Annotated in this window: 18 protein-coding genes; 6 read left to right on the forward strand and 12 right to left on the reverse strand. The window is 44.8% G+C overall.

From position 1 onward, the window contains the following. Nucleotides 1-64: 64 nt before the first annotated feature. Both FSB84_RS20830 and FSB84_RS20835 read left to right on the forward strand, forming a co-directional pair. Nucleotides 65-1,033, forward strand: coding sequence for a hypothetical protein (locus FSB84_RS20830; RefSeq protein WP_130539807.1), 969 nt, complete (start codon nucleotides 65-67; stop codon nucleotides 1,031-1,033). Between the two features lie 15 nt (nucleotides 1,034-1,048). Then, entirely contained in the window at nucleotides 1,049-1,882 is an 834-nt protein-coding gene (locus FSB84_RS20835) for a hypothetical protein (protein WP_130539808.1), read from the forward strand. A 29-nt stretch (nucleotides 1,883-1,911) separates the two neighbouring features. Here the strand turns inward: FSB84_RS20835 and FSB84_RS20840 are convergent, their stop codons facing one another. The 11 genes from FSB84_RS20840 to FSB84_RS20885 form a co-directional block, all read right to left on the reverse strand. Beyond that, nucleotides 1,912-3,228 carry a MutS-related protein gene (locus FSB84_RS20840; RefSeq protein WP_130539809.1) on the reverse strand — a complete coding sequence of 439 codons (1,317 nt, stop codon included), beginning with the start codon at nucleotides 3,226-3,228 and terminating at the stop codon, nucleotides 1,912-1,914. 205 nt (nucleotides 3,229-3,433) lie between these two features. After that, the gene (locus FSB84_RS20845) at nucleotides 3,434-4,738 is read right to left on the reverse strand and encodes a MutS-related protein (protein ID WP_130539810.1); all 1,305 of its coding nucleotides are present in this window, start codon (nucleotides 4,736-4,738) and stop codon (nucleotides 3,434-3,436) included. Between the two features lie 6 nt (nucleotides 4,739-4,744). Beyond that, nucleotides 4,745-7,084: a Gldg family protein gene (locus tag FSB84_RS20850; RefSeq protein WP_130539811.1), complete on the reverse strand. Its 2,340-nt coding sequence runs from the start codon at nucleotides 7,082-7,084 to the stop codon at nucleotides 4,745-4,747. 13 nt (nucleotides 7,085-7,097) lie between these two features. Further along, on the reverse strand, nucleotides 7,098-9,437 hold the full coding sequence (locus tag FSB84_RS20855; protein ID WP_130539812.1) for an ABC transporter permease subunit: 2,340 nt from the start codon (nucleotides 9,435-9,437) through the stop codon (nucleotides 7,098-7,100). Between the two features lie 21 nt (nucleotides 9,438-9,458). Next, complete coding sequence (locus FSB84_RS20860) at nucleotides 9,459-10,376, reverse strand: ABC transporter ATP-binding protein (protein WP_130539813.1); 918 nt, start codon at nucleotides 10,374-10,376, stop codon at nucleotides 9,459-9,461. Nucleotides 10,377-10,481: 105 nt separating this feature from the next. Continuing rightward, nucleotides 10,482-11,228 carry an RNA polymerase sigma factor gene (locus FSB84_RS20865; protein ID WP_158644038.1) on the reverse strand — a complete coding sequence of 249 codons (747 nt, stop codon included), beginning with the start codon at nucleotides 11,226-11,228 and terminating at the stop codon, nucleotides 10,482-10,484. 10 nt (nucleotides 11,229-11,238) lie between these two features. After that, nucleotides 11,239-12,204: a hypothetical protein gene (locus FSB84_RS30705; protein WP_158644039.1), complete on the reverse strand. Its 966-nt coding sequence runs from the start codon at nucleotides 12,202-12,204 to the stop codon at nucleotides 11,239-11,241. A 34-nt stretch (nucleotides 12,205-12,238) separates the two neighbouring features. Next, complete coding sequence (locus tag FSB84_RS20870; protein WP_158644040.1) at nucleotides 12,239-13,753, reverse strand: RagB/SusD family nutrient uptake outer membrane protein; 1,515 nt, start codon at nucleotides 13,751-13,753, stop codon at nucleotides 12,239-12,241. 10 nt (nucleotides 13,754-13,763) lie between these two features. Beyond that, nucleotides 13,764-17,396 (reverse strand): SusC/RagA family TonB-linked outer membrane protein, encoded by a 3,633-nt coding sequence (locus tag FSB84_RS20875; protein ID WP_130539816.1) that lies wholly within the window; start codon nucleotides 17,394-17,396, stop codon nucleotides 13,764-13,766. 150 nt (nucleotides 17,397-17,546) lie between these two features. Continuing rightward, on the reverse strand, nucleotides 17,547-18,779 hold the full coding sequence (locus FSB84_RS20880; RefSeq protein WP_130539817.1) for a FecR family protein: 1,233 nt from the start codon (nucleotides 18,777-18,779) through the stop codon (nucleotides 17,547-17,549). A gap of 51 nt (nucleotides 18,780-18,830) precedes the next feature. After that, on the reverse strand, nucleotides 18,831-19,427 hold the full coding sequence (locus FSB84_RS20885; RefSeq protein ID WP_130539818.1) for an RNA polymerase sigma factor: 597 nt from the start codon (nucleotides 19,425-19,427) through the stop codon (nucleotides 18,831-18,833). A 141-nt stretch (nucleotides 19,428-19,568) separates the two neighbouring features. Between FSB84_RS20885 and FSB84_RS20890 the strand changes: the two genes are divergently transcribed. The 4 genes from FSB84_RS20890 to FSB84_RS20905 are packed head-to-tail and all read left to right on the forward strand — an operon-like array spanning nucleotide 19,569 to nucleotide 22,990. Continuing rightward, nucleotides 19,569-20,708 carry a serine hydrolase domain-containing protein gene (locus FSB84_RS20890; protein WP_130539819.1) on the forward strand — a complete coding sequence of 380 codons (1,140 nt, stop codon included), beginning with the start codon at nucleotides 19,569-19,571 and terminating at the stop codon, nucleotides 20,706-20,708. Nucleotides 20,709-20,765: 57 nt separating this feature from the next. Further along, nucleotides 20,766-21,296 carry a hypothetical protein gene (locus FSB84_RS20895; RefSeq protein ID WP_130539820.1) on the forward strand — a complete coding sequence of 177 codons (531 nt, stop codon included), beginning with the start codon at nucleotides 20,766-20,768 and terminating at the stop codon, nucleotides 21,294-21,296. Nucleotides 21,297-21,330: 34 nt separating this feature from the next. After that, nucleotides 21,331-22,413, forward strand: coding sequence for a transglutaminase domain-containing protein (locus FSB84_RS20900; RefSeq protein ID WP_130539821.1), 1,083 nt, complete (start codon nucleotides 21,331-21,333; stop codon nucleotides 22,411-22,413). Next, on the forward strand, nucleotides 22,403-22,990 hold the full coding sequence (locus tag FSB84_RS20905) for a hypothetical protein (protein ID WP_130539822.1): 588 nt from the start codon (nucleotides 22,403-22,405) through the stop codon (nucleotides 22,988-22,990). The genes FSB84_RS20900 and FSB84_RS20905 overlap by 11 nt, the downstream gene beginning before the upstream one ends. Here the strand turns inward: FSB84_RS20905 and FSB84_RS20910 are convergent. After that, entirely contained in the window at nucleotides 22,950-23,837 is an 888-nt protein-coding gene (locus tag FSB84_RS20910) for an alpha/beta fold hydrolase (RefSeq protein WP_158644041.1), read from the reverse strand. The two genes, FSB84_RS20905 and FSB84_RS20910, sit on opposite strands and share 41 nt — an antisense overlap. Nucleotides 23,838-23,858: the final 21 nt, after the last annotated feature.

Below are 23,858 nucleotides of genomic sequence, written 5' to 3' on the forward strand. Positions count from 1 at the left end.
CACTCCCTCATTTGTTTGACAGGCTGATTGTAACCCGCTTTATTTTTAGACAAAATACCAGCCAATGATGAAACAAAGCTCCGTTATCAATTCATTTGTTTCTGCCGGTATCAGCCAATATCATATTGCCGTAATGACCATAGCAAATAACCATACAGGAAAAATGATGAAACCAATAGCTCTCATACCAGTTTTCGCTGCACTCTTTGCAGGCGCTTTTCTGTCTTGTAAAAAAGATAAGGACAATAACCCTCAACCTGGTTCATCTTACCGGATAAAAACAACATTGGACGGAGGGGACAAAAAGACATTTATATACGATAATGAAAACAGGCTTACGCGTATTGAATTTTCCGGGGGAACTTACCAGCTCGTGTATTCAGCTGTAGAGATCAAGGCGCAGACCTATTTTGCCAATGGCAATCCCGACCCCAATTGGAAATACCTGTTCTCCGTGAACAATAACCGGATCAATGGCGGATTCCGCTATCTTCCCAACGGAGCTGTAGGTCGTGATTACCGTTTTGAATATGATATCGATGGACGACTGCAATTAACCTTAATGCGTCTGTTCGACTTTACTGGTGATGTATCGGAGTCCCACCGTTATTATTTTTTGTACGATGCAGAGAATAATCTGCAACAGGTTGCCTACACCAGAGAGAACCGGAATGGCGCTGTCATGGAGAAAGCGGACTCTGTAGCTGCAATGATTAGTTATTATACCCGCAGGGATTTCATTCGATGGAAACAAACGGGCTTTGATTTCTTCGGGAAATCTACAGGCGGCATCCGGTTTACGGGTCTTGACATCATCCCATTTTCATTTTTATTCCAGGAAAATATTATTCTGTCTGAAAAAGCCATTCAGACAATCGGTACTAAAAAATTCAACTGGAACCAGGGAACTCATTCATGGAGTCCTGTATCGTCAAACAATCAAAACTATCCTGAATCAGATTATCAATATAACGATCAGGGACTTCCCGTAAAGTTCAAGAATATTTCCATAGAGTGGGAGTCCTACAAATAGATAAATAAGATGTGTATGAGAAAGATCATTTATTTCCTGTTATCATTTGTGATATTGGGATTGTTCAGCGAGTGCAAAAAGGGGAAACAATCCAAGCTGGAAAATCCCTTTGGGCTCCTGCAGTTAGGATCTGATACGAGTCTGCCTGATGGGCGCTATGTTATTCGTACGGCTAACGGATGTACAATACCTGCGGCTACCTTACGCTGCGATTATACATCAGACCGTGTGATCGGCATCAATGGCAGCCTGCCGGCAATCGATCATATCAGGCTTGAAGATATCGATTCAGCAGATGTCTGGTATGTCAAAAAGGTGAGGTACGTATCGCCCGACCCGGATTATGCATTGGCGTTTGGATACCGGATCTATCAACGTATGTCCGATGGCAGTTATCGATTTCTTTCGCTTTCTGCTACCGCCAGCACTTTACAGTGGACAGATGATGAAATCGGGGATACCTACACCGATGATCGTGCCAAAAGTGTAAAAGCAGCCGCACACTATTTAGAAAAATACCCGGCAGATCCGCCTGTTCCTACTTCTTTCGCCACCAGCAATGATACCCTCCCGGAAATAAAAACGAGATTCCTGTTCCAGCTATACGCATCGGAAAAAGAAAAGGGGGCTTTCTTTATTAAAACCGGCGGCATAAGTGCAACCACTGGAAGTACACCAGTTGCCCGATGGAACTTTTGCCTTGCTTGTATTGAAGATGATAAATGTGATCCAGGCAATCTGTATCCGCATTTCAGGGATGAAGATCCCCGCTGTCAAACATGGCGCGAAGGTGGTAACGATACACGCAGATGCTATATCAGGGAATATTATTTTCAAAAAGTATATTAAGATGTGGCGGAAAGCTTAGGATTGAAAAATCATCCTTCCAGCATTTCCAGTATTCCTTCATTCCTGATGATCATCATACCCTGACGATCTTCTGTAACGCCTTCCTGTAACCGGTAAGTATACCTGGGTTTCGAACCTTCCATGATGGTGGGCATGAATACGGAATGGATATTCCCTCTTTGCTTCAATGCCTCGCCCACTTCAATGATATGAGTGGATACAATGAACAGGCAGTCATTGTAATCCGCAAATCCTTCTGTTACTGCCAATGTTCCATCATAAGCATCTTTTACATTGGTGCCTTTGAACAGTTCATCGAACATCAGTAACAGGCGTTTTCCACTGGCGGCTGCATTGGCGGCCTGCTTTACGCGTACCACTTCTGCATAGAAATGGCTGTAGCCAAGTCCGATATTATCCGCCACATTGATAGACGAGTATAAGCCTTCCCTTACGGAAAAATCCATTCTTTCTGCGGCCACCGGGAATCCCATCTGTGCCAGGTAGAGGCCGATGCCGATCGATTTCATTAATGTACTCTTACCGGCCATATTTGCTCCGGTGAGAAAAATAACATTGTGCCTTTCGCTCATGAGAATATCATTGCCGATAGCTTTATCGATACAGGGATGCGCCAGGTTTGCAGCCCGCAGTATATTTTGTTCAGGAGCCAGTGCCTTTGCATAAGTGAATCCCTTCTTACGCGCAACACTGCTTACTGCGATATAGAGATCCAACTCATAGATGAACTGCAGCAGTTCTTCCATTTCAGCATGGAAGCGGCTTTTCAGCAGGTGGTCATATTGAGCAAGGGTAGTTACAGAAATATCGGTATAGATATCTGTAGTACGTAACTTCTCCAGTTGTTTATCAGAAAGCAGTTGGAGGAGTTGGTTGATACGATTGTGCAGCGGGCTTTGTAGTTTTTGTAATACTTCCAGTATCCCATGACAACGGTTCAACGTAACGATGGTGGCCTGCAATCCCTGCACAGATTTCTTGTACCGTTCATCGCGGGTAAGCTTGCTAAGTAATTTCTGTGTGAACATACTGCAGAGAATGGCAAATGCACGCTTTCCCGTTCCTGCATCGAGGTATTCCCGCATGATATTGAGTTGCTGCACATCGAAGGAAAAACCCAGGTTCGATTGCTGAAAGAACTGGAAGATACTACTGCGTTGATTGATACTGTCAGCATCGAGCAAAGGGTTGCGGAACATCTGATCCAGCATCTGTTCTCCGCCTCTCGTTTTTACCTCATTGAACAAGTGATATACCGAGCCCTGTCTGAATTTCCCCAACAGGTTCAGTTCTTCCACCGTTTGCTTATCTGTATAAAATTGCATTGTTGTTAAATTTATTCAGCGTGTGCCCAGTCGATCGCCTCCCGGCGAGGGACTTATATTGGGGGCTGACTAAAAAGGTTAACGAAGGCTCTGAGAATCGCGTAATCGAGCTTTTGTCTCCATCACCTACCCGGGTGAGGGGGCACCCTTTTTAGTCAGCCCCACTATGTCGCCGGAGGCGAGCGACTGGCGCCACGCCGATGTTTTATTGTACAGCCCGTTTACGGCCATGCTTCAGCGTCTCAAGGATGCCTTCATTGCGGATAATGATCATACCGTGGCGATCAGCGGTAATTCCTCGTTCTAACGTGTAAGTATATTCGGGAACATTGCCATTCATGCGTGTAGGCAGGTACTGAAAACCAATTGATGGGACCTGCTGTAAACGCTCACCGGCTTCCACAATATGGGAAGAGATGATGAACATACTATTCTTCTTTGCAGCAAAGGCCACCGTGATCTCCACCGTGGCTTCATGCGCATCTTTCACATTGGTGCCGCGGAACATTTCATCGAAAATGATAAACAGTGATTTGTTGGCCTGCAACTCTGCCGCCACTTTCTTCACCCGCAATACTTCTGCATAGAAATGGCTGGCGCCAATCCCTAAATTATCCGGTAAGTTGATGGTAGTGTAAATGCCATCCAGTACGGAGAACTCCATTTCTTCTGCCGCTACCGGAAAGCCGATATGCGCCACATATACTGCAGTACTCACGGATCGCAGGAAGGTGGATTTTCCCGCCATATTCGCTCCGGTGAGAAACACCACGTTATTTGCGGCATCCATGGTAAAATTATTACTCACGGGCTTCGCCAGCTCCGGGTGATACACACCTTTGAGCCGGAGAATGCTTGTGCCTTTTTCTAACGCTTTGGGAAATACGAATTTCCTTTCCTGTGCAACTCTGGCCACTGAGAGATAAACATCCAGCTGATAGATCTGCGCCAGCAGTTTTTCTATTTTATTTCGTTCCCGATGCCGGAACAGGAGATCGTAAGCCGTGATGGCTGCATAGCTCAATTTTGCTTTGCCCTGTTCCCGCATTACCGGTTCAAAAGCAGGGTCGAGGAGGAGGGAGGCAATCGCCTCCCTTTCCTTTGACCAGGATTTCATGGCTATGACCTCCTTTGAATCGATGAAAGTTTTGATCTGTTGCACCAGTGAAATCAGCGCCGTTACGCCATTGCTGATCTCTTTTTCACTCAACACCGCCTGTTGTGTGCCCTGCTTTTTCTGTTCATCGGCCGCCAGCAAATATTTCTCTGCCATATCGAACAAAGCTCCTTCAAAAGGAAAGCGCATATTCATCATCGAAAAATTGCGGATGATATCGCTTCTACGGTTGATCTCCTGTTGGTCACACAATGGTTTGGTGAACATTTCTTTCAATACTGCTTCTGCGCCGCGGGTATGTGAGTGATTGTAGAGATCGAATAATCCCTGGCTGTCCCGCTTCCCGAAGATCCGCAGATCTTCTATCGTTTGTTCATCGGTTTGTAAGTACATCTTTTATTATTTTCTTTTCCGGCGGATCAGGAGTACGGTGCCACCAATGAATATAAGGGCAGGTAAAACCCACACTAATGCAATTTTTTGATAGTAGGCGGTTCTTTCACCGATGGTCAGGAAGAGATCTTTTGGCTGCGGTCTTGGCATATAAACAGGGAACTGATCATACACCAACCAGCTATAGGATGACATCAGCATACCTGAATTGGCGGGAAGCATGCTGATTCGCAGGTTGTTGGCATAATCTGCGTCCCCGGCAATCATCACCCGTTGTTCTTTGCCATTAACGGTGCGCGTCAATTTTTGCAGGAGTTTAAACGATTGCCCGCTGATATCGCCTTCCATGGGATTGAAGGGAGGCAGAATGGAGTCGATCACAACAGGGCCGGCTTTCAGCCAGGTTTTATCAGCCAGCGTAACAGCCAGTGAATCTGCCCTGAATCCTTTTTCACCGGTAACAGTAATACCTGTGACGCCAGGCATCAGGATCTTAATGGTATCACCGCTTTTTAGATTTCTCGATGCGGCCATTGCTTCCGAAAGGCCACGGCAGGCCTTTGTCAATAAGGGAAGTACTTTGTCAGGTGTTTCGTTGAGGGTGGGTTCCAGTATTTGTCCATGCATCAACTGAACGCCGAGATGCGACAATAAGGGGTTAACAACATATTGTTTTCCTGGTTCACTGCTTACCATCAGATTGCCTCCCTTGTTGATATGGTCCTTTAATTTTTCCATCGCTATTGGGGGCAGGTCCATTTTGGGGTCGGCTAAAACCAGCGCAGTCAGATCATTTGGAATATCCTGCGAAGAAAGGTTGATGGTGTCTACATCATAACCGATATTCAGCAGGGACCCGCGGGAGCCTTTATACGCAGAATGAAGGGCATACTCACGTTCTCCGGTTTTAATAGTACTTCGTTCCAATCCGCCAGTTACAAATCCTACCTGCGGCATATCAGTACCTAACAAACGGTTAAACGCTGCTATCATGTTTGTTTCGTCCGGCCAGAAACGCGGATCATCGAAAGTGCGTACGAAAGCAGTGCGCCCTTTGTACTTCAGTTGCATCACCAGGCGGTACTCTTCGGGCTTGAGGTCAATCACCTGACGTATCTCATCAGGTGCTTTAAACATATCCAGGTTGGCGTCGATCACCATTGCTACCTCTGATGCTATCTCAGGCAACGGCTTACCCGGGAATGCCCTGTACAATGAACTATCGTCTTTTGCCGGATCATTGTCATAATAATACTCGTATTTAAATCGGATATCCGGTTTGAAACGGAGGTAACGCTCCCAGAGACCATCCAGATACAGGGAATTACGCGCTTCGGGCAGGCCTTCTCCGAGACCACCTCCCAATAAATTAGTGTAGAGTGTAACTTCGAGTGTACTGTCCTTACTGAACTCTCCTAAGGTGGCCTGTGTTTTCGGATGAATGGTGTGGATTTGCCCGGCAGTAGTATCCCAATAACCAGTCAAAGCAGGTCGGGAACTAACATAACCAATACATACTACCACTACGAACACCGCAAGATACCTGCTCATTTTGAGAAAGGAGGATTTGGATTCCCTGTTGTTTTGCAGCCTGATGAATGAGAAAGCGATAAACAGGAATGTAACCACTACAAAATAGATCACATCTTTTGTAACAATCAATCCGTTGGTCATTTTCTCTGTCCGGTTTTGCAGCGAGAGAAAGTAAGTAAGGTCGCGTACAAAATCGTACCGTTGCCATAAACTTCCAATATGAGTCAGTATGAATATCGCCACGAAAGTAGCGAGGGCAGATACGATCTGGTAAGCGCTTAAACAACTCATGAACATACCTATGGCTGAATAGGTACAGATCAACAGGTAAAAGCCCAGCCCTGCTGACAACAACATCCCATAATCTGCGTGTTTGATCTCTACAATACCGGCTACAAGAAAAATGGCAACGATCAGCAGCAACAACAGGTTGTACAGCATGATACCAATATATTTACCAAGGATCACTCTTCGTAAATTGATTGGGGAAGAGAAAAGCAGGGCAGTGGTGCCATTATTCACTTCCCGGCTGATCAAACCCATGGTAAGGATAGGAATAAACAGGTACAGGTTGCTGATGATATTATGGAAAAACGGTTTGGTATGAAAAATTTCTTTGGTAAGAGCGGTGGAAAATCCACCGAATGACGACGAATTGTTGATTGAGACTTCCTGGACAATGGCGAAATTATATACCGTGCCGCTAAAAAGAGCGGCACACTGCACCAGGAAGACGATGAGGAAAAACCAGGCAATAGGTGAGTAAAACAAGTATCGGAACTCGTTCTTTGCTATACTGAATATAACCTTCATGGCAACGATTTATTTATTTTCTTTTTCTTCTGATTAAAATAACAGTACCTGTTACCAGCACTACTGCAGGTAAAATCCACAGCAATAGCATTTTTTGAACATCTGCAGCAGTCGGGCTCAGCAGGAAGACAGTGTCCGGAGCCCGTGGGTAGGGAGTATACACTGGAAATCGGTTGTAGGAAAGCCAGCTATAAAGAGGATCAATAAGATTGTTCATTTGCCGAAAATTACTGAGGAAATCCGCGTCGCCGGCGATGATGATGCGCTGTTCTTTGTTATTGTGTTGTCTTGATAAAGCTATTGCAGTAGCGAAAGAGTTTGACTTGATATCGCCCTCTTGCGGATTGAAAACCGGCGTAATGGAATCTATCACCAGCTTGCCTGCTTTCAGCCATGCTCTTCCCGGGCTGGTCATATACAGGGGTTTAACGGTAAAGCTGCTACTGTCAGACCAGGGTATTCCTGTTGCTCCCTCAAAACCATTTCTTAAACTGTCTTTCCTGCTGCCGTGTTTCCAGATATATTTTCGCTTTACCAATTCGGTATGCTCTGCCAGATCAAAGGCATCAAATGTGTAATAGTTGGTTATTTTATCCGGTGTTTCGTCCCTGCTGGGTTGCACCAGCTGGCCATTACTGAACTGAACGCCCGTTTGAGACAAAAGCGGATTCAACACATACTGCTTGCCGGGTTCGCCCAGCACCAGCATGTTACCTCCGGTATTGATATGGGTTTGTAGCTTGTTCAATACCGTTGGCGTCAAATCCATTTTTGGATCCGCCATTACCAGCAGGGAAGTTGAATCCGGTATCGGCTGCGTAGAGAGATTAAGACTATCGGCATCAAAACCTGTATTGATCAGCGCGTAACGATTACTCTTGTCCAGCACATGTGTAAAGTATTCCCTTTCTCCTTTTTTATGGATATTGCGTTCTAATGCTCCCGTAACAAAATACAGGTTGGGAATTGGATCCTCCAGCAATCTGCTGAAAGCTGCATTCATATTTTGCTGATCAGGCAGCGTCCTTGAATCATTATAAAATCTTACTAATGTACTTCGCCCCTTGTATTTCAACTGCATCACTACCTGGTAATCCTCGAGTGCAAGATCGATCTCCTTACTTATCTTTTCGTATGGCTTGAACATCGCTGAATCTACCCTGTTCATTTTCGAAATCACCCCCACAATTTGTTGCAGGCTTTTCCCGGGGTACACATCAAAAATAGTTTCCTGGTTTTTGGTTAGTGCATAATAATATTCATATTTGAAATCGATATCAGTCTTGAATCGCTGGTACCCCTCCCATAATTGAGTAATATAATTGTTGCGTTCTCTCGGAAAGCCAAAGCTTGCGTTACTTGCAAATATGTTGGTATACAATGTTACTTCCAGTGGCGCTTCGTTTAACCTTTTTAATAATTGCTGTGTTCTCGGATGAAGCGTATTTGTTTTGGTAGCTGTAGTGTCAAGATAACCTGTAAACACTGGTCTTGCACTGATATAACCAATTACAAGCGCACCAACAACAATGGCCATGTATCTGCTCATTTTCAGATACCAGGGTTTGGTTTCCTGCCCGGCCTTTAATTTCAACAAGGTAAATCCTATGAACATGGCCATGATGATTAGGTAGTATAACACATCTTTGGATGTGAGCAATCCCAGGATCATCTTTTCCAATCTTCCCCTCAGGGAAAGAAAAAGGGTCAGGTCCCTTACAAAATCGTATTGCTGCCATAAGCTGCCGATATTACTCAAAATGAACAGTACAATAAAGGTGGATATAGCCGACACTACCTGGTAAGTGGTCAGGGAAGACATAAAGATGCCGATGGCGGTCAGTGCGGTAAAAAACAGGTAGAGTCCCAGACTGGCACATAGCAAGGGTGGAACATCCAGTGATTGAATGCCGGCAAATCCGGCTACCATAAAAATACCCACTACCGATACCAACAGGAGGTTATAAATAGCCATCCCCAGAAATTTTCCCAGTACAAGGGTACGAAGCTTCACGGGGGAAGAATACAATAGCCTGATGGTGCCATTGTTGAACTCACGGCCGATGACCCCCATGGTCAAGAGTGGCACAAACAGAAAGAGGTGCGGCAGTATGGTGATGATGAAACCATGTGATATATTCAGGTAGAGGCCATGGGTCATAGAATCGAAAAAAGAAAGCGATGCGTCCGGATTGTTTTTATAGTTCAGGTGAAAAACTTTTGCCGTGAAGGAAGTAGTCTCTGTAAAATAAAAGGCACACATCACCATCATCACAACAGTAACAAACCAGGCTATGGGTGAATAGAACAGGTTCCGGAGCTCATTCTTGGCTATTTGAAATATAATGCGCATGGATATTTTTTTAATAAATGATTATGCAGACTGAGCGGATAACTGTTTAAATACATCATCGAGAAGACCTTTATCAAATCCTATTTCACTTAACCGCCATCCATACTGTACACTGGCGGTTACCAGCCTTTCCCTGATGTCCGCATCGCCATCGTAGTAAATGCGCACCTGCGTAGGCGTTAGGAACTCAACGGAGCTTATGCCCTTCACCTGCAGCAGGTCTTCTTTCGAAGGAGGATTCTCCAGGGTAACGAGAACGGTGCTGGCCTTTGAATAATTATTGAACGCCTCCATGGTATCTGAAAACACGATCCTGCCGCTTTCTACCATGATGATCTCCCGGCAGAGCAGGTTGATCTCTGATAAGATATGCGAGGACAACAGCACTGTATGTTCCTGGGAAATTTCCCGGATCAGTTTGCGGGCTTCGATCAGTTGATTCGGGTCGAGTCCATTGGTTGGTTCATCCATCACCACCAGTTTTGGTTTATGGATAATGGACTGGGCGATACCTACCCGCTGGCGATAGCCTCCTGATAGATTTTTGATCAGCCTGGAACTGAAATGCGCTATACCACAACGCTCTTTGACTTCCTCTACAGCAGGTTTTATTTTATGTTTCTCTATCAGTCTAAGAGTGGCGCAGTAAGTAAGGTATTCATCGATAGTGAGGTCGGTATACAAAGGCGGTGTTTGTGGCAGGAAGCCGATCTCTCTCTTGGCTGCTTCCGGATCTTTTCGGGTATCGATCCCATTTATATAAACATTGCCTTCCGTCTGGTTGAGCGTACCACAAATGATATTCATGGTAGTTGATTTGCCGGCGCCATTGGAGCCCAGTAAACCAATGATGCCATGCTCCGCAATCTCGATATTGATATCACGGATGGCCCAGCTGCTGCTATAACGATGAGAGAGGTTTTCTGTTTTTAAGATCATACATTGAGTGTTTATTAATATTTGATTAGGGCATAGGATGGCCTGGCCGGTACAGTATACTGCATCAACCGGGTTTGTTGTCAGGCTGCCTGAGGCTGCCTTGTTTTACTGTTTACATGAATGGGTAGTTGCCTGTGTGATCGTTTTTAATAGTGGCATAATTTGAACAGATTCAGCAATAGCGCTACTCAGATCCTTCTTTATAAAGAGTTCCATAAGTTCTGCTTTCGTACTACTTCTTTTGAAAAAAATATTGTTACAAATAAAAAGCAGTACAAACAAGGAAATGCAGGCAAGATTGTCTTTCAAAAATCGAACGGCGCGATGTAAATGTAGTTTCACCGTATTCGGCGATAGTTGTAAAGAGGCAGCGATCTCTGCGCGCCTCCATCCTTTTTCCTTACTGAGGTGCAGTACGATCTTTTGCTGCTCAGGGAGCTGGTTGAAGATATTTTTGAGCAGGGCATATTTCTCCTTCACGATCAAATGATCTTCTGTTTCAGTGACGGATGTTTTCTTTTCATCACTTAACAATTCATGTATGCGAACCTGGATGTTCATATTTCGAATATGCCTGGCTGATAGATTGGTCACTACCCTGATCAGCCAGCCTACGGGGTTATCCGGGATGGTCTTTGCTGTTTGCTGCCATAAGGCAAGAAATGCTTCCTGAACAATATCTTCCGCTACATGTTGGTTTTTGGTGATCTGCCAGGCCCTGTAATGCAGGTGCGGCGTCCAGTCCTGAACGATCTTTGTAAACTGTGAACGAAATAGTTGCAGGGGACGATCACTTTGTGGATGATCGGCTGACGGAAAAGGTACAGATGGATAACAGGTGATGCTGCTCATGAGTGTTCTTTTATTCCGGAATGCTGAACCCGGCATCTTTGACAAAGCGTCTGATAATATTGAACTTTTGCAGAACAAGTGTTTCCTGCTGGTGCAGGTCAGTAAATTCCGCGGTAGTATAGTAAAAAGCTGCTGTGAGAAAAGCCCTGAGATCATCCACTTCACGGGGCTGATTAGGGTAGTCTCCCGGTAAGAAAACAGTAGTTGGATAGAACAGAAATCCGATATCCAGTGGCGCGGGCTCCATACCGGGAGTCAACAGCAGAAACCATGGATAGTTTGAATAGATATCAACCGGTAAGGTAGCGCTGGTTGCCGCTCTCGATATGCTGAAGAATTCCTTTTGCAACTGACCGGCATAGAGCTCGTTGATCTTTGTTACTGCAATTCCGGCTAGGATGGATGCTGCATACATTTTTCTTTCTTCATTGTTCATCATTTCCACCTCCGCCACAGTAATACCAACAGTATTGAATCCACAAATGGACGTAAGCCCATGCGGGATCTGAACGTTTTTATAGGTATGGTCCGAAAAAGAATCGATTAACAGGATGCTGGGGATGATGGCAGCGGATGGAAGTTTAGGGATTATGTCAGTTTCCAGCAAATGCAGCAGGGACTGGATATTAGCCCTCGATGAAAGTAGCTCTGAGTAAACATCCGGGTTACCCAAAGGAGTATAATTTAAAGTCAGCTTAATATAGGCAAAGCGTTCCGGAATCTCCCCCTCCCTGCTGACCCGCTTTTTGTAAATGGAATCAGTATAGAAAGTGGCAATACCGGTGCTTTTATAGAATGTATAGATCGAATGATCTACGGGATCACTGGGATTGTCTTCGATAACAAAATAGTTTTTGTCGAGGTTGCTGGGTTCAGGGGCTTTTTCTTTGCGGCAACTAACAATGAACAGCAAGCTGGTTAGCAGACAGCAGCTAAGTATCAATGTTGCAGGTTTCTGACGATTGTATAGTTTCATGTTACAGTGCAATTGGGATGAATAATAGCGCCGGTCATTGTTTCAGCGGACGGGCGGGTCTTGGCTCATTGGTCAGCAGCCCATTGTTGAATTCGATCTCATCATTGGCGATGGGCACAACATAGGCTGCTGCATCCTGTTCATAAGGCCCCAGTTCATAATAGCCGTTATCTATGTATCCGTTTCCTCCGAATACTACGGAACGATGGGTAATGGATTTGCTGAATGGATATTTGCTGTTTACTCCGTAACGGCGAAGATCAAACCAGCGGTGTGCTTCAAAGCAAAGCTCGAGCCTGCGCTCATCCCGGATGGTATTAACGAGCGCTTCGCCTGTTGCATTTACCGGAGGAAGCTCTGACGGTTTGAAGCGCGTTTTCCTGAATTCCTGTAAAGTGTTGCGGGCTTCTTCGGAACGATCGAGTGCCGCTAATGCTTCTGCTTTGTTCAGGTAAGTTTCAGACAAACGAAGCAGAAAAATATCACCTACATCGTCTGTGGAAGGGCCGCCTTGCGTTCTTCTTTTTGTTACTCTCATTTCTCCTCTGCTGTTCCTCTGAAAGAAAACCTGGAGCCGCAGATCTGCCGGGGAATAGCCCAGAATAAGGTCTTCAGATGCCTTGTAGGCAATTGTCGGAGGGATATCATAGTCCAATGCCATGATCACTGATATTATATAGTTTGTTCTCATCGTGAAGATTACTTCTTCATCCTTATTATTGAGAAAATTGTCACCTGTGTTGTATGTATTCAGGTCCTTTAAGTGGTAAGTACTGGTATTGATCACCTGGTCCGCATAATAAACAGCCTTCTCATAATTTTCCATGTAGAGATAAACCCTGCTGAGAAATGCCTGCGCGGCTGCCTGGTTAACACGGATGGTAGAAGACGCATTGGCGCCTGCCAGCGCTTTCTCTGCCTCCAGCAGATCTGCAATGACCTGATCATATACCTGCCTGGTAGTATTGCGGGCAACAAACTGGTCTTTGATAGCAGGATCTGTTTTCAGCGGAACGCCAAAATCAGTGGAGGCGGTAGCGGGTGTATAGGGCTTCCCGTAAGTATTCACCAGCATGAAATAATAGAATGCTCTCAGGAATAGGGCTTCTCCGGATATTCTTTTCAAAGTAGCGGCAGGTTCACCTTTTTCCTGCAACGATGGTACAATATGAAGTATGGAATTGATGTGGGCAATCTTGCTAAACAGACTGTTGAAAAAGATATCGTTTGTGACGATTTTTCCATCCGTGGTGATGCGTGGTTGCGCCTGCCAGTAATGAAATCCTGTTCCCTGAAGTACAGTATTGCTATTGTTGCCCTCGGGTATAACAGCCGCAATATCATCATCCATCAGGTGCAGCATTTCAGGAGTGTAGAATAGTTGATAATCTGTATATACCTCTCCTACCAGCAATTCATCCAGATCGGCTGCCGATTCAACAAAACTGTCGTTCTGTGAATATGTGGCCAGGAATTTTTTGCAGGAAGAAACACCTGCAAACAATATGCAAAGCAAAAGGATCCATGTTCTTTTTATATGTGATGGCATAATAGTGGATTTAGAAACTGATATTGAGGTTGAGTGCATAAACCGGCCTGATGGAAAGGTTGATATTAGAGGCAGAACCAGACTGGGAAGGATCCTGACCACGCAATGCTTTATTGGCAAATGTATATAGGTTGCTGCCACTGACATTTACGATAGCTCCCTTACAATTCAATTTTCTGCAGAGTTCATTGGAGAGCCGGTAGCTCAGTGATACATACTGGAGTTTGAGATAATCGCCTTTTACCACCCGCAAGTCTGAGAAATCGTACATCTGGTAGTAGTCCTGAGCAAAGTTGGTAAGCAGGCTGTAGCTTTTCCACCAGAAAAACTGGTCGTCCTGTATGGAATGCGAAGCTCCCTGAATAGCCGGGATATTGGTGAATTTTTCGTCTCCCGGATAGCGCCATCTATTGGTAAATTCTTTGCGAAGGTTTTGTTGTGAACTGGGTCTGAAAGTGCCGTAATTCCCTGAAGCCATCTGCAGCAACCGGATCTTGTTACCTACACTATAGGTGAAGGAGACATTAAGTGTCCAGTTCCCATATACGAAGGAATTATTGATACCGCCCTGCAATACTGGCTCTCTTCTTCCGGATTCCACCATTACCATATTGAAAACCTGGTCTTTCGTCAGCTTATTATATTGCGCCACCAGCTCGTCTTTATTTTCAGGTTCAACACCATAGAAAACCGGAAAACCATATTGGGGATCGAGTCCTTTAAATCGGTAAGAATAGAAAGTGTTGACAGCTTTTCCATTGACAGGCACTTTACCATCCAGGTAGTTCTGGTAGGTGAGCGTAGCGGCATCCACCATTACATTGCGGCTGTTCAGGTTGTCATTGATCAGCTTGTTGAATACCTGTCCCAGCTGCGGATCAAAGCGCCACATGAACCTTTTGTTACCGGCGCCCATATTGTCGATGAACTTGAAGTTCAGGCTCAGTTCCACGCCCTGGTTTTCCAATGTTCCTCCATTCACCACATAAGTATTACCCGGAGCTCCGTTCACAGCAGACACCTGCTTTGTAAGGAATGCATTGGTTGTTTTGCTATAGAAGTAAGCCAGTGAGCCATTGATCCTGCCTTTCAATAAGGTGAATTCAAGCGAGCCATTGTAATCCTGCGTTTTTTCCCAGGCCAGGTCAGGGTTGGGATAGGATACAGTAGTGGAGGAAAAAGAATTATAGAAAGTATTAAGACTCCCTTTCCGGATGGTCATATAAGGTGTTTGACCGGCCAGCATATTCCCGCGTGTGCCCAAAGATAAAAGCAATGCCGCCCTGTCTACCCATGATACACTACGCAGCAGGTCTTCCTGCATATTCCATCTGCCAGACAAAGCCCAGGTGGGAAGGAATTTTTCATTGCTCCTTGTACCAAATGAATTGGAGAATTCCTGGCTGGCAGTGGCAGAGATCACATAGCGGTCATTAAAGATCCAGGTGGATGTCAGATAAGGCCGGACTGAATTTTGTATACCTTCTGTGATGGTGGGAAAGCTATTGGCCGACAGCCAGGCACCATATGTTTGGTATTTCGATACATCTACCAGTGCGAAGCTATGCCCTCTGCCTGGATAATATCCCCTGCTTGTTAATTCAGTTGAATTGACCCGATTGGATTGCAGGTCAGCAGCCACTTCTACAGTAAGCTGGTGTTTGTTTTGCTGATCGAGGAACCTGCTGAAATTGAGACGGCCATTGATGATATAGTTCTGTCTCCTGACCTGCTGCCCGCGAAGCTCTCCTCCGAAAGGCATCGGATCACTGACTGGTTGGATTATATTCAGGATGGGATCGTATGCATATTGCCTGAGCTGGGAGGCCCATTCTGTATTTTCTTCAAACCACATATCCTGACTGGAATTACCGCCTGTATACGCAAGCCTGGTTTGAAACTGAAAGCCTTTGGCGATCTCATAACTGAGGTCGATACTGGCGTTGTATTCATTACTTTCAACCCTTTGCATGGTATGGTCCATCTCATTGAGGATGTTCATCGTTTTGAAATCCCCGAAGAGTGAAACAACCCTGGAGTTGATGGTTGAATAGAAATAGCGAGATCCATCTTGATTGTACAATGGGATAGCACGACTGGTGCCATACACATAATTGAGCAGACCTACCTCTGAAGGCGTATACCTTCTTTTCTCTTTGTTTAGTTGAATATTAAAATCGACTTTGAATTTTCGGTAGTTCATCTGCATATTCAGCATACCGGTATACCGGGCGTTGCTTTCTTTCTTAATCACGCCCGATTCATTTTGGTAGCCAACAGAAGCGCGATAGGAGACAGTGCTGGTCCCTCCTGAAACACTCAACGAGTGATTGGTGGCGAACACATCGCGCATCGTATGGCCCATCCAGTCTGTATTCATGGATTCAGCCCTGTCCACTCTTTTTTTGAATGTCTCATAATCGATCCTGCCTGCATAGTAGTCAACAATATCCTTTTCATAGGCTTCCAAAGCGCCTCCACGCAACGTCAATTGTTTTTCTATCATCTCCCGTGAAACGTCTATTCGCTCGCGGGAATCCATCATGTAAACGGATCTGTCAGTATATCTGGGCCTTCGGGTATAGGTTCCTGTTACATTGTAGGTAACAGTAGGAGGCCCGGGTTTTCCTCTCTTGGTAGTGATCACGATCACGCCATTGGCTGCTCTTACGCCATATAGCGCAGCGGCCGTGGCATCTTTCAATACATCTACCTGTTCAATGTCGTAAGGATTTAATCCTGAGATAGCATTGCCCAGCAGGTTTACGAAATCCGGATCATTGATCCTTTCTGCTGGAATGGGGAAGGGGTTGGTGCGAATGATCCCATCCACTACCCAAAGTGGCTCTCTCGAACCGAGGTAAGTATTGGTTCCCCGGATGCGCAGCTTGGGAGCGGCTCCAGCCTGTCCGGAGTTTTGCATGAACATGATGCCGGGTACACGCCCCTCCAGCATTTTGTCTACTGTATTCAAACCCGGTTGAATGATTGAATCCATTTTCAAAGAGGTAACAGAGCCTGTCAGGTATTTCTGCTTGATCTTTTGATAGCCATTGTACACCACTGCATCATCCAGTTGCTTGTTTCCCGGTACCATCTTTACTATGATCCGGCTGCGGCTGTTCACATTTTCCACTAACTGTTCGAAGCCCACATAGCTGAATACCAGTATGGCTTTCTCCCCAATATCACGAATTGTGAATTCTCCGTTCTGGTCTGTAGACGTTCCTGTTTGTGTTCCTTTGACAGTTATGCTCACTCCCTGCATCGCTTGCTGGTTATTGTCCACTACCTTTCCCGTAATGCTGATCTGTTGTGAGAAAGGAAAGATGGTGATCATCTTGTTTGAAATAGTGTAGGAGTATGGCTTATCGTTCAGGCAGATGCGGATTACCTCATCAACAGCCGTATTTTTTACATCGAGCGTAATCCGCCCGATATCTTTGGCCCATTCTTCCTTACAGACAAAATAGAATCCTGTTTGATCCCTGATATCTTTAAGGATTTTCACGAAAGGCAGGTTTTTACCCGTCAGGGTCACCTGTTGTGCATCGACCTTATTGCTCATGAATGAAATAATAATGAAGATGGCCAGGTACAGCAGTTTCCCGGGCTGCTTTTCTTGCCAGATAGCAAAATACATAGTGGCAGTAGTTTTAGTAATAAAATGATAAGTTCTATCAGGCAGATAAGGTAGTCAATACCCAATAGGTGCGGGGTATTGCATGATGATGCAAAAAAACAGGCAGGTTTAATGGAAAATTCTAAGCAGTGAAAATTGTAACACAGATAGCTATCGTTGTATAATAATTCTTCCTGGCTTGATATTGTTTTCTATTTTGAATTTGATCCCGGTGGTGAGTTCAAAGCTTTTCAGCATATCGCTCAGATTGGTATTCCGGCTCATGATGCCGAGAATTTTTACATCCGGGATTTTATCTTCGTACACTATTTTCATATCGTACCAGCGGGCAATCTGGTTCATTACAGATTCAAATGGCTGGTCTCGGAAATCGAAAGTTCCATTCTTCCAGGCGACTACCTGTTCGGTATCGATATTTTCTGAGAAGTTGAGCGTATTGCTGTTTTCGCGGAACCAGACCTGTTGTCCGGGTTTCATGATTTTTCGTTCGTTCCCCTTTTTCAAACTGATGCTGCCTTCCAGCAGGGTGATCCTTGAAATGGGCTCCTCCGCATAGGCATTCACGTTAAAGGCCGTACCCACAACATCGATCAAAGCATCTTTCACTTTTACCCTGAATGGCTGCGAACTGTTTTTTGCCACCTGCAGGTATACTTCTCCCTGAACAGTTACTGTTCTTTCGTTTCCCCTGAAGGCAGTAGGAAAACTGATGCTGGATGCGGCATTCAACCAGGCAATACTTCCATCAGGCAATGTGATGGTATATTCTCCGCCTCTTGGCGTGGATACTGTATTGGTATCGATCGTCTGCTGTGAGGCAGTGATTGAATCGTTCAACTGATAAATTATCTGTCCGTTCTCCGATTTAATTACTTCAGCGCCGCTTTGCTGCGCCAGCTTGCCATTGGCGGAAGTATCCAGGATGATCTGCTGTCCGCTACCGAGTGTAAGTATGGCCTTATTGTTGTCTGATTGCTGCGAAGCTCTGCCAGGACTGGTTTCTGTTATCTTTTCATTAGCAGGGTGATCCTTGCCGGTATTGAAAAAATAAAAACCTCCTGCTGCAAAGAGGACCAGTATCGCCGCTGCTACTGCATATTTCCGCCAGGGGCGCATATGCCTTACCGGTGCAGCCGGCATCAGTCCGGGTTCTGTTTCGATCAGGTTCTGGTATACTTTATCAAAGATGGCCGCGTGTTGCTGTTCTATCAGTTCAGGCTGCATTTCGTCCGGCAATTCAAACAGTAAGGATTGCCAGGTTTCCTGCAACTCAGAGTCCTCCGCCAGTTCAGACAGCCTGTTGATAATGGTTTCGTTGCCATTATTGTGCAGCCACTGGCTGAAGAGAGAACGAAGTTCCTGTTCTTTTTGATGAAGGGCCATATATATGAATACGTTGGTGGAAGAAAAGTTAACTACTCTGCCGGAAAAAAATTATTCGAAGAGCCAGAAAAGCAGCAGAATGCCTGCCATATCCGGGTTTTCGGCGGCAAATGCGCGAAGGTTTTGGATCGCTTTTACCAGGTGATTGTTTACGGTAGCACGGGAGATGTTCAGTAATTGGGCTGTTTCCTCATGTGATTTGTTCTCCAGCTTGCAAAGTTTGAAGACCATTTGCCTTTGGGCAGGCAGTCGTTCTATAGCTTTGTGCAGCCATCCTTCATTCTCTTTCCGGAACAACCAATCCTCGGTGTTTTCCATCTCCTGCAGACCGGCATGTATCAGGTGATCGATCAATTGCTGATCGCGTTTGGCTTTCCTGAATACGTCAATCACCAGGTTATGGGAGATCCTGAACAGGTAAGCGTTGAACGATTTATCCGGATCGATGCCCGCTCTTTTCTGCCAGATGATGGCAAAAAGTTCCTGAAGTATGTCCGCTGCCAGTTCTTTCGACTTCAGCACTTTCAGCAATTTACCATAAACGCGCGGACTGTAGTATTTGTAGATGGCGTGGAATGCAGCCTGGTCACCCCGGGACAGGCGGACGATCAATTCTTTTTCATATTCGGGGTCAAGCTGCAAAGACATGTAGGGTAGGTTGGTACCAGTCCCAATATTAGGTTTTTTTAAGCAAATGCAATGAAGCTATGGCCTTTGGCTCAGAAATTAGCGGGAGTATGACAAGTAATAATTAAGCATTACCTTGAGAAAAAGGAACTGAAATAAACCATGCCTGTTATAAAGAAGAAACTAATTGGATTTCTCATCTGTGGCTTCCTCCTAAGCTTTTCCATTTGCTATGGGCAGGAAGTGAAGAAGTCAACTCTACAATTTACAGGTGATAACCCATTGCGTACAGCCCTGGATTCAGCTATTGATCAGAGTGTGCGGCAGTATTTACAAGACAAACGGGCAGTTGGGATCTCCATTGGTGTTCTCGTTAACAATAAAGCATCTTTTTACAATTACGGAGAAACAAAGGCTGGCAATAAAAAACTACCGGGTAAAAATACTCTTTACGAAATCGGTTCTATCACCAAAGCATTTACCGGCATCTTGTTGGCAGGGGCTGTACTGGATCAAAAGATAGATCCGGAGAATGATATCCGTGAGTATCTCGAAGGTGACTACCCCAATCTTGAATACAATGGTGCTTCGATCCTTGTGAAGGATCTTGCCAATCATACCTCAACCATCACCAGGATCTTTCCCAACATGTGGGAGCGTCCGGAATATGATTCACTGAACCCATTGAAAGGATACGACCGTACTTTGTTATACGAAGGCCTGCACGCCATGAAAATGGATACTTTCCCCGGCAGGGTTTCATCTTATTCGAATATGGCCGTAGCCTTGCTGGGCACCATACTGGAAGATGTTTATGAGCAGCCATGGTTTCAACTGCTGTCTGAAGAGATCCTAGAACCTTTGCAGATGAAAGAAACCCGGATCGATCTTAGAGGATCACCGGATGCTGTAATTGCTTTACCGCATAATGATCAGCGTGAGCCATGCCCGCTTTGGGATATTTCCCGGCTGCCTGCGATGGGGGCCCTGCGATCTACTACCAGCGATCTTATCCGTTTCATCCAGGCCAATAATGATGATGAGTTGCCGGCCATTGCCTTGTCGCACCAGACAACTTATGGCACTATCCGGGAGGGGTTGGGATTCAACTGGTTCATACATACAACTCCGGAAGGCTACCAGGTATTTGAACATGGGGGAGGAACGGGCGGCTCACGCAGCTCCCTGGAATGCCTGCCGGGACTACGTTCCGGATTTGTGATCCTCACCAATAGCCTCGCCAACCGGAAAGAACTGGAAAAGCAACTGGAGTCCATTGTTATTAAACTCGCCCGGAACTGAGTGTGTTCCGGCAATAAGTATATTTGTTTTATTCCATCCAAAAACCCGAATCAATAAATGAAAAATTTACTAAGTATCATTTTCGTTCTGTTTTGCCTGAGCTCCGTTAATAGCCAACAAACCATAAAAGACCATTCAAAATCGATAAAAGAGCAAGCCGAAAAAATGGGAGAGCTCCTGGTGAAAAAGGAATACGATTCATTTGCCAGATACAATCATCCTACGATCCTTGAGATGATGGGAGGCAAGCAGAAAATGATTGAGGTGCTGGAAAAAAGTATCAATGAAATGGAAGCTGAAGGTATAAGTTTTACGAAAGTAAGTTTTGGTCAGCCGTCTACGGTTATTCCAGTAAAAAATGAACTTCAATGTACGGTTCCACAGGAAATAGAAATGAAAATGCCAAACGGAAGAATGGTTACGAAGTCAACATTGATTGCGGTTTCAGAAGATAATGGTAAAACATGGTGGTTCCTGGATACTGCAGGCAAAGACATTTCCGTGATGAAACAAATATTGCCGAATCTGAGCTCCAAAATTGTGATACCGGAGAAAGAAGAACCGGTTATTTTCAAGGATGAACAATAAACATAGCAATTAATAACCTTATTCCGGGCAGTGCATGAACAAGCGAAAACAATTACTGCTGCTTATCTTTCTGTATCCGATCTTTTCCTTCGCGCAACTGTCGATCAAATTTGCTTCGGTAGATAGTTTTGCTTCACAGGTAAAATACAGAAAAGACTTCAGGACATTGACGGAAGATTTGACCAGCCCTTATTCCGAACCTTTACTCAAAGCAAGATCGATTTTCAAATGGATCACGGAAAATATCCGGTACAACTACAAATACTACAACAAATATTACTACCAGGGGCGTGAACCAAAATCCTTTACCTGCAAAGACAATAAAGATTGTGAATCCAAAAGGATCGCCTGGGAGATCAATTACATAGAAACCATCCTGCGAAAGAAAAAAGCCGTGTGCTATGGCTATGCCATGCTCTTTAAGAAAATGTGTGATATCGCCGGACTTCAATCTGAAATAATTCCCGGTTATGTCAGGACCGAATATTACCAGGTGGGTACGGCCGGAACCCTTGATCATGCCTGGAATGCAGTCTGGGTCGATAGCACCTGGCATTTGCTTGACCCTACCTGGGCCGCGGGTGGCTGCGCCAAAAATGACGATGGAAAAATGCTTTCCTTCACTAAGAAATTCAACAATTATTACTGGCTCACATCCCCGGAAAATTTTGCAAGGAATCATTTTCCTAAAAACAACAAATGGACATTGTTGCAAAACTATACTAAGGATAGCTTTGCCCTTAACCCGTATTACGCCGCTAATGCGATCAGTAAGATCAGGCTTATGGCGCCCGGATCCGGAGTGATCCATTCGAAAAAAGGGGACACGGTTCATTTCAGGATCGGTTATGAAGGACCTGTTCAGGATATACAGATCAACTCTAATTATTTTCGAAACCCTGAGATCTGGGTTTATGAAGAAGTTTCCAAAAGGAAAAAAGTCCGCAAGCTGGATTCCGGCGCTGTGAAGAAACAGCAATACATACAATACCAAAGGGTAGGAAATACTTATGAGTTTTACTATCTTATCCCTGATAATTCATTGTATTACCTGGATATCCTGTTCAACAGGAACCGGGTAATGAGATTTAAAGTTGTTACCAGTCATGGCAAATAGAAAACAGGAAATCAAAGAATATGACCTGATGCTCCAAAAGCATATCGATAAAAAAGATTTCATAAAGATCAGCCGGACTTTCAAAGACAGGGAAGAGAACATAGCAGGATTCCTTCTTGCTATTTCTAAGGATTTCTTACTGTTACAAATCGATAATGAATTCCTCCTGGATGGCTACGCTATCATTCCGAAAACTAAGTTCGACAGTATTCGTTGCAACAGGTACGAAAAAACCTTGAAAAAGATCCATAAGAAGGAAGGACATTTGGACAGCCAATATGGAATCTATCAAAATATCTCTATAAAGACCTGGCAGGACTTGTTCACTGACCTGAAAAAAGCAGACTATCATGTAATAGTTGAATGTGAGGACAATGATGAGCCGGATTTTACAATAGGACCAATCAAGAAAATATATAAGAACAAGGTTGGGATACAATATTATGATCCCACAGGCAAACTTGATGTAGAGTTAACATCAGTACCTTACAATGAGATCACAATTATCAAGTTTGGAGACCGTTACTCTACCACGTTCAGGAAATACCTGAGAGAAAGTACCCGCAAGAAAAGCTAAGCTTTGCTTTTGATCTTTCGATCCAGGAAATCCAGAATAACATGAGCCAATTCTTCGAAGTGGCTTTCCAGCACTTTATGACCTGCTTCCAAACATGTATCTCCGCATCAGGATTATCCCTCTTATAACAAGGCGCCTCCGCCACACTATAGAAGGCGTCATATTTTCCCCATATTACAAGTGTGGGTGGTTGAACTGTTCTAAAGAAATTATGGAATTCAGGAAACATTGCCCTGTTATCAGGATAGTCTTTAAACAATGCATACAGTGAATCAATATGCCCTGGGCGATTCATCAGGTTCCAGTCTAGTGTCCATGCATCAGGTGTGAATAGGGCCTGTTGATCTTCCGGTACCCCGGCCAGATATTGCTGGCGACAACTTTCTTCATTCAAGAAGTCCCCAATTTTATCCCAGTTCTCTTTTGTAGGATGATCCCAGTAAACCTTGCAGGCATCCCATTCCTTGCCGAGACCTTCTTCATAAGCATTGCTATCCTGAAACATAAGTGCAGTGATCTTTTCAGGATGCATCAACGCAACGCGCATGCCTATCAGTGATCCATAATCATGCAGGTAAATAGCGAATTTCTCCAACTGCATTTTTTCAGTAAAAGAAGAAATGATGTTTGCATAATTCCTGAATGTATATTGAAATTCATCTGCGGATGGATAAGAGCTGTAGCCCATTCCTGGGAAGTCCGGGGCAATTGCGTAATAGTTTTCCGCAGCAAGCGCCGGTAATAATCTCCTGTATAAAAAAGAGGAATTCGGATAGCCGTGCATGAGCAAAACGGCGGGGTTGGAAGGATCTCCGGCCTCCCGGTAAAAAATATCCAGTCCGTCCACTTTCACGGTACGATGAAAGAT

Source organism: Pseudobacter ginsenosidimutans, from assembly GCF_007970185.1.
Classification (GTDB): domain Bacteria; phylum Bacteroidota; class Bacteroidia; order Chitinophagales; family Chitinophagaceae; genus Pseudobacter; species Pseudobacter ginsenosidimutans.

Coding starts and splice junctions, on each gene's coding strand:
- FSB84_RS20850 (WP_130539811.1), bottom strand. CDS start 7,084: ATGAAGGTTATATTCAGTATAGCAAAGAACGAGTTCCGATACTTGTTT.
- FSB84_RS20900 (WP_130539821.1), top strand. CDS start 21,331: ATGAACAAGCGAAAACAATTACTGCTGCTTATCTTTCTGTATCCGATC.
- FSB84_RS20830 (WP_130539807.1), top strand. CDS start 65: ATGATGAAACAAAGCTCCGTTATCAATTCATTTGTTTCTGCCGGTATC.
- FSB84_RS20885 (WP_130539818.1), bottom strand. CDS start 19,427: ATGTCTTTGCAGCTTGACCCCGAATATGAAAAAGAATTGATCGTCCGC.
- FSB84_RS20890 (WP_130539819.1), top strand. CDS start 19,569: ATGCCTGTTATAAAGAAGAAACTAATTGGATTTCTCATCTGTGGCTTC.
- FSB84_RS20865 (WP_158644038.1), bottom strand. CDS start 11,228: ATGAGCAGCATCACCTGTTATCCATCTGTACCTTTTCCGTCAGCCGAT.
- FSB84_RS20840 (WP_130539809.1), bottom strand. CDS start 3,228: ATGCAATTTTATACAGATAAGCAAACGGTGGAAGAACTGAACCTGTTG.
- FSB84_RS20835 (WP_130539808.1), top strand. CDS start 1,049: ATGAGAAAGATCATTTATTTCCTGTTATCATTTGTGATATTGGGATTG.
- FSB84_RS20895 (WP_130539820.1), top strand. CDS start 20,766: ATGAAAAATTTACTAAGTATCATTTTCGTTCTGTTTTGCCTGAGCTCC.
- FSB84_RS30705 (WP_158644039.1), bottom strand. CDS start 12,204: ATGAAACTATACAATCGTCAGAAACCTGCAACATTGATACTTAGCTGC.
- FSB84_RS20905 (WP_130539822.1), top strand. CDS start 22,403: ATGGCAAATAGAAAACAGGAAATCAAAGAATATGACCTGATGCTCCAA.
- FSB84_RS20860 (WP_130539813.1), bottom strand. CDS start 10,376: ATGATCTTAAAAACAGAAAACCTCTCTCATCGTTATAGCAGCAGCTGG.
- FSB84_RS20875 (WP_130539816.1), bottom strand. CDS start 17,396: ATGTATTTTGCTATCTGGCAAGAAAAGCAGCCCGGGAAACTGCTGTAC.
- FSB84_RS20845 (WP_130539810.1), bottom strand. CDS start 4,738: ATGTACTTACAAACCGATGAACAAACGATAGAAGATCTGCGGATCTTC.
- FSB84_RS20870 (WP_158644040.1), bottom strand. CDS start 13,753: ATGCCATCACATATAAAAAGAACATGGATCCTTTTGCTTTGCATATTG.
- FSB84_RS20855 (WP_130539812.1), bottom strand. CDS start 9,437: ATGCGCATTATATTTCAAATAGCCAAGAATGAGCTCCGGAACCTGTTC.
- FSB84_RS20880 (WP_130539817.1), bottom strand. CDS start 18,779: ATGGCCCTTCATCAAAAAGAACAGGAACTTCGTTCTCTCTTCAGCCAG.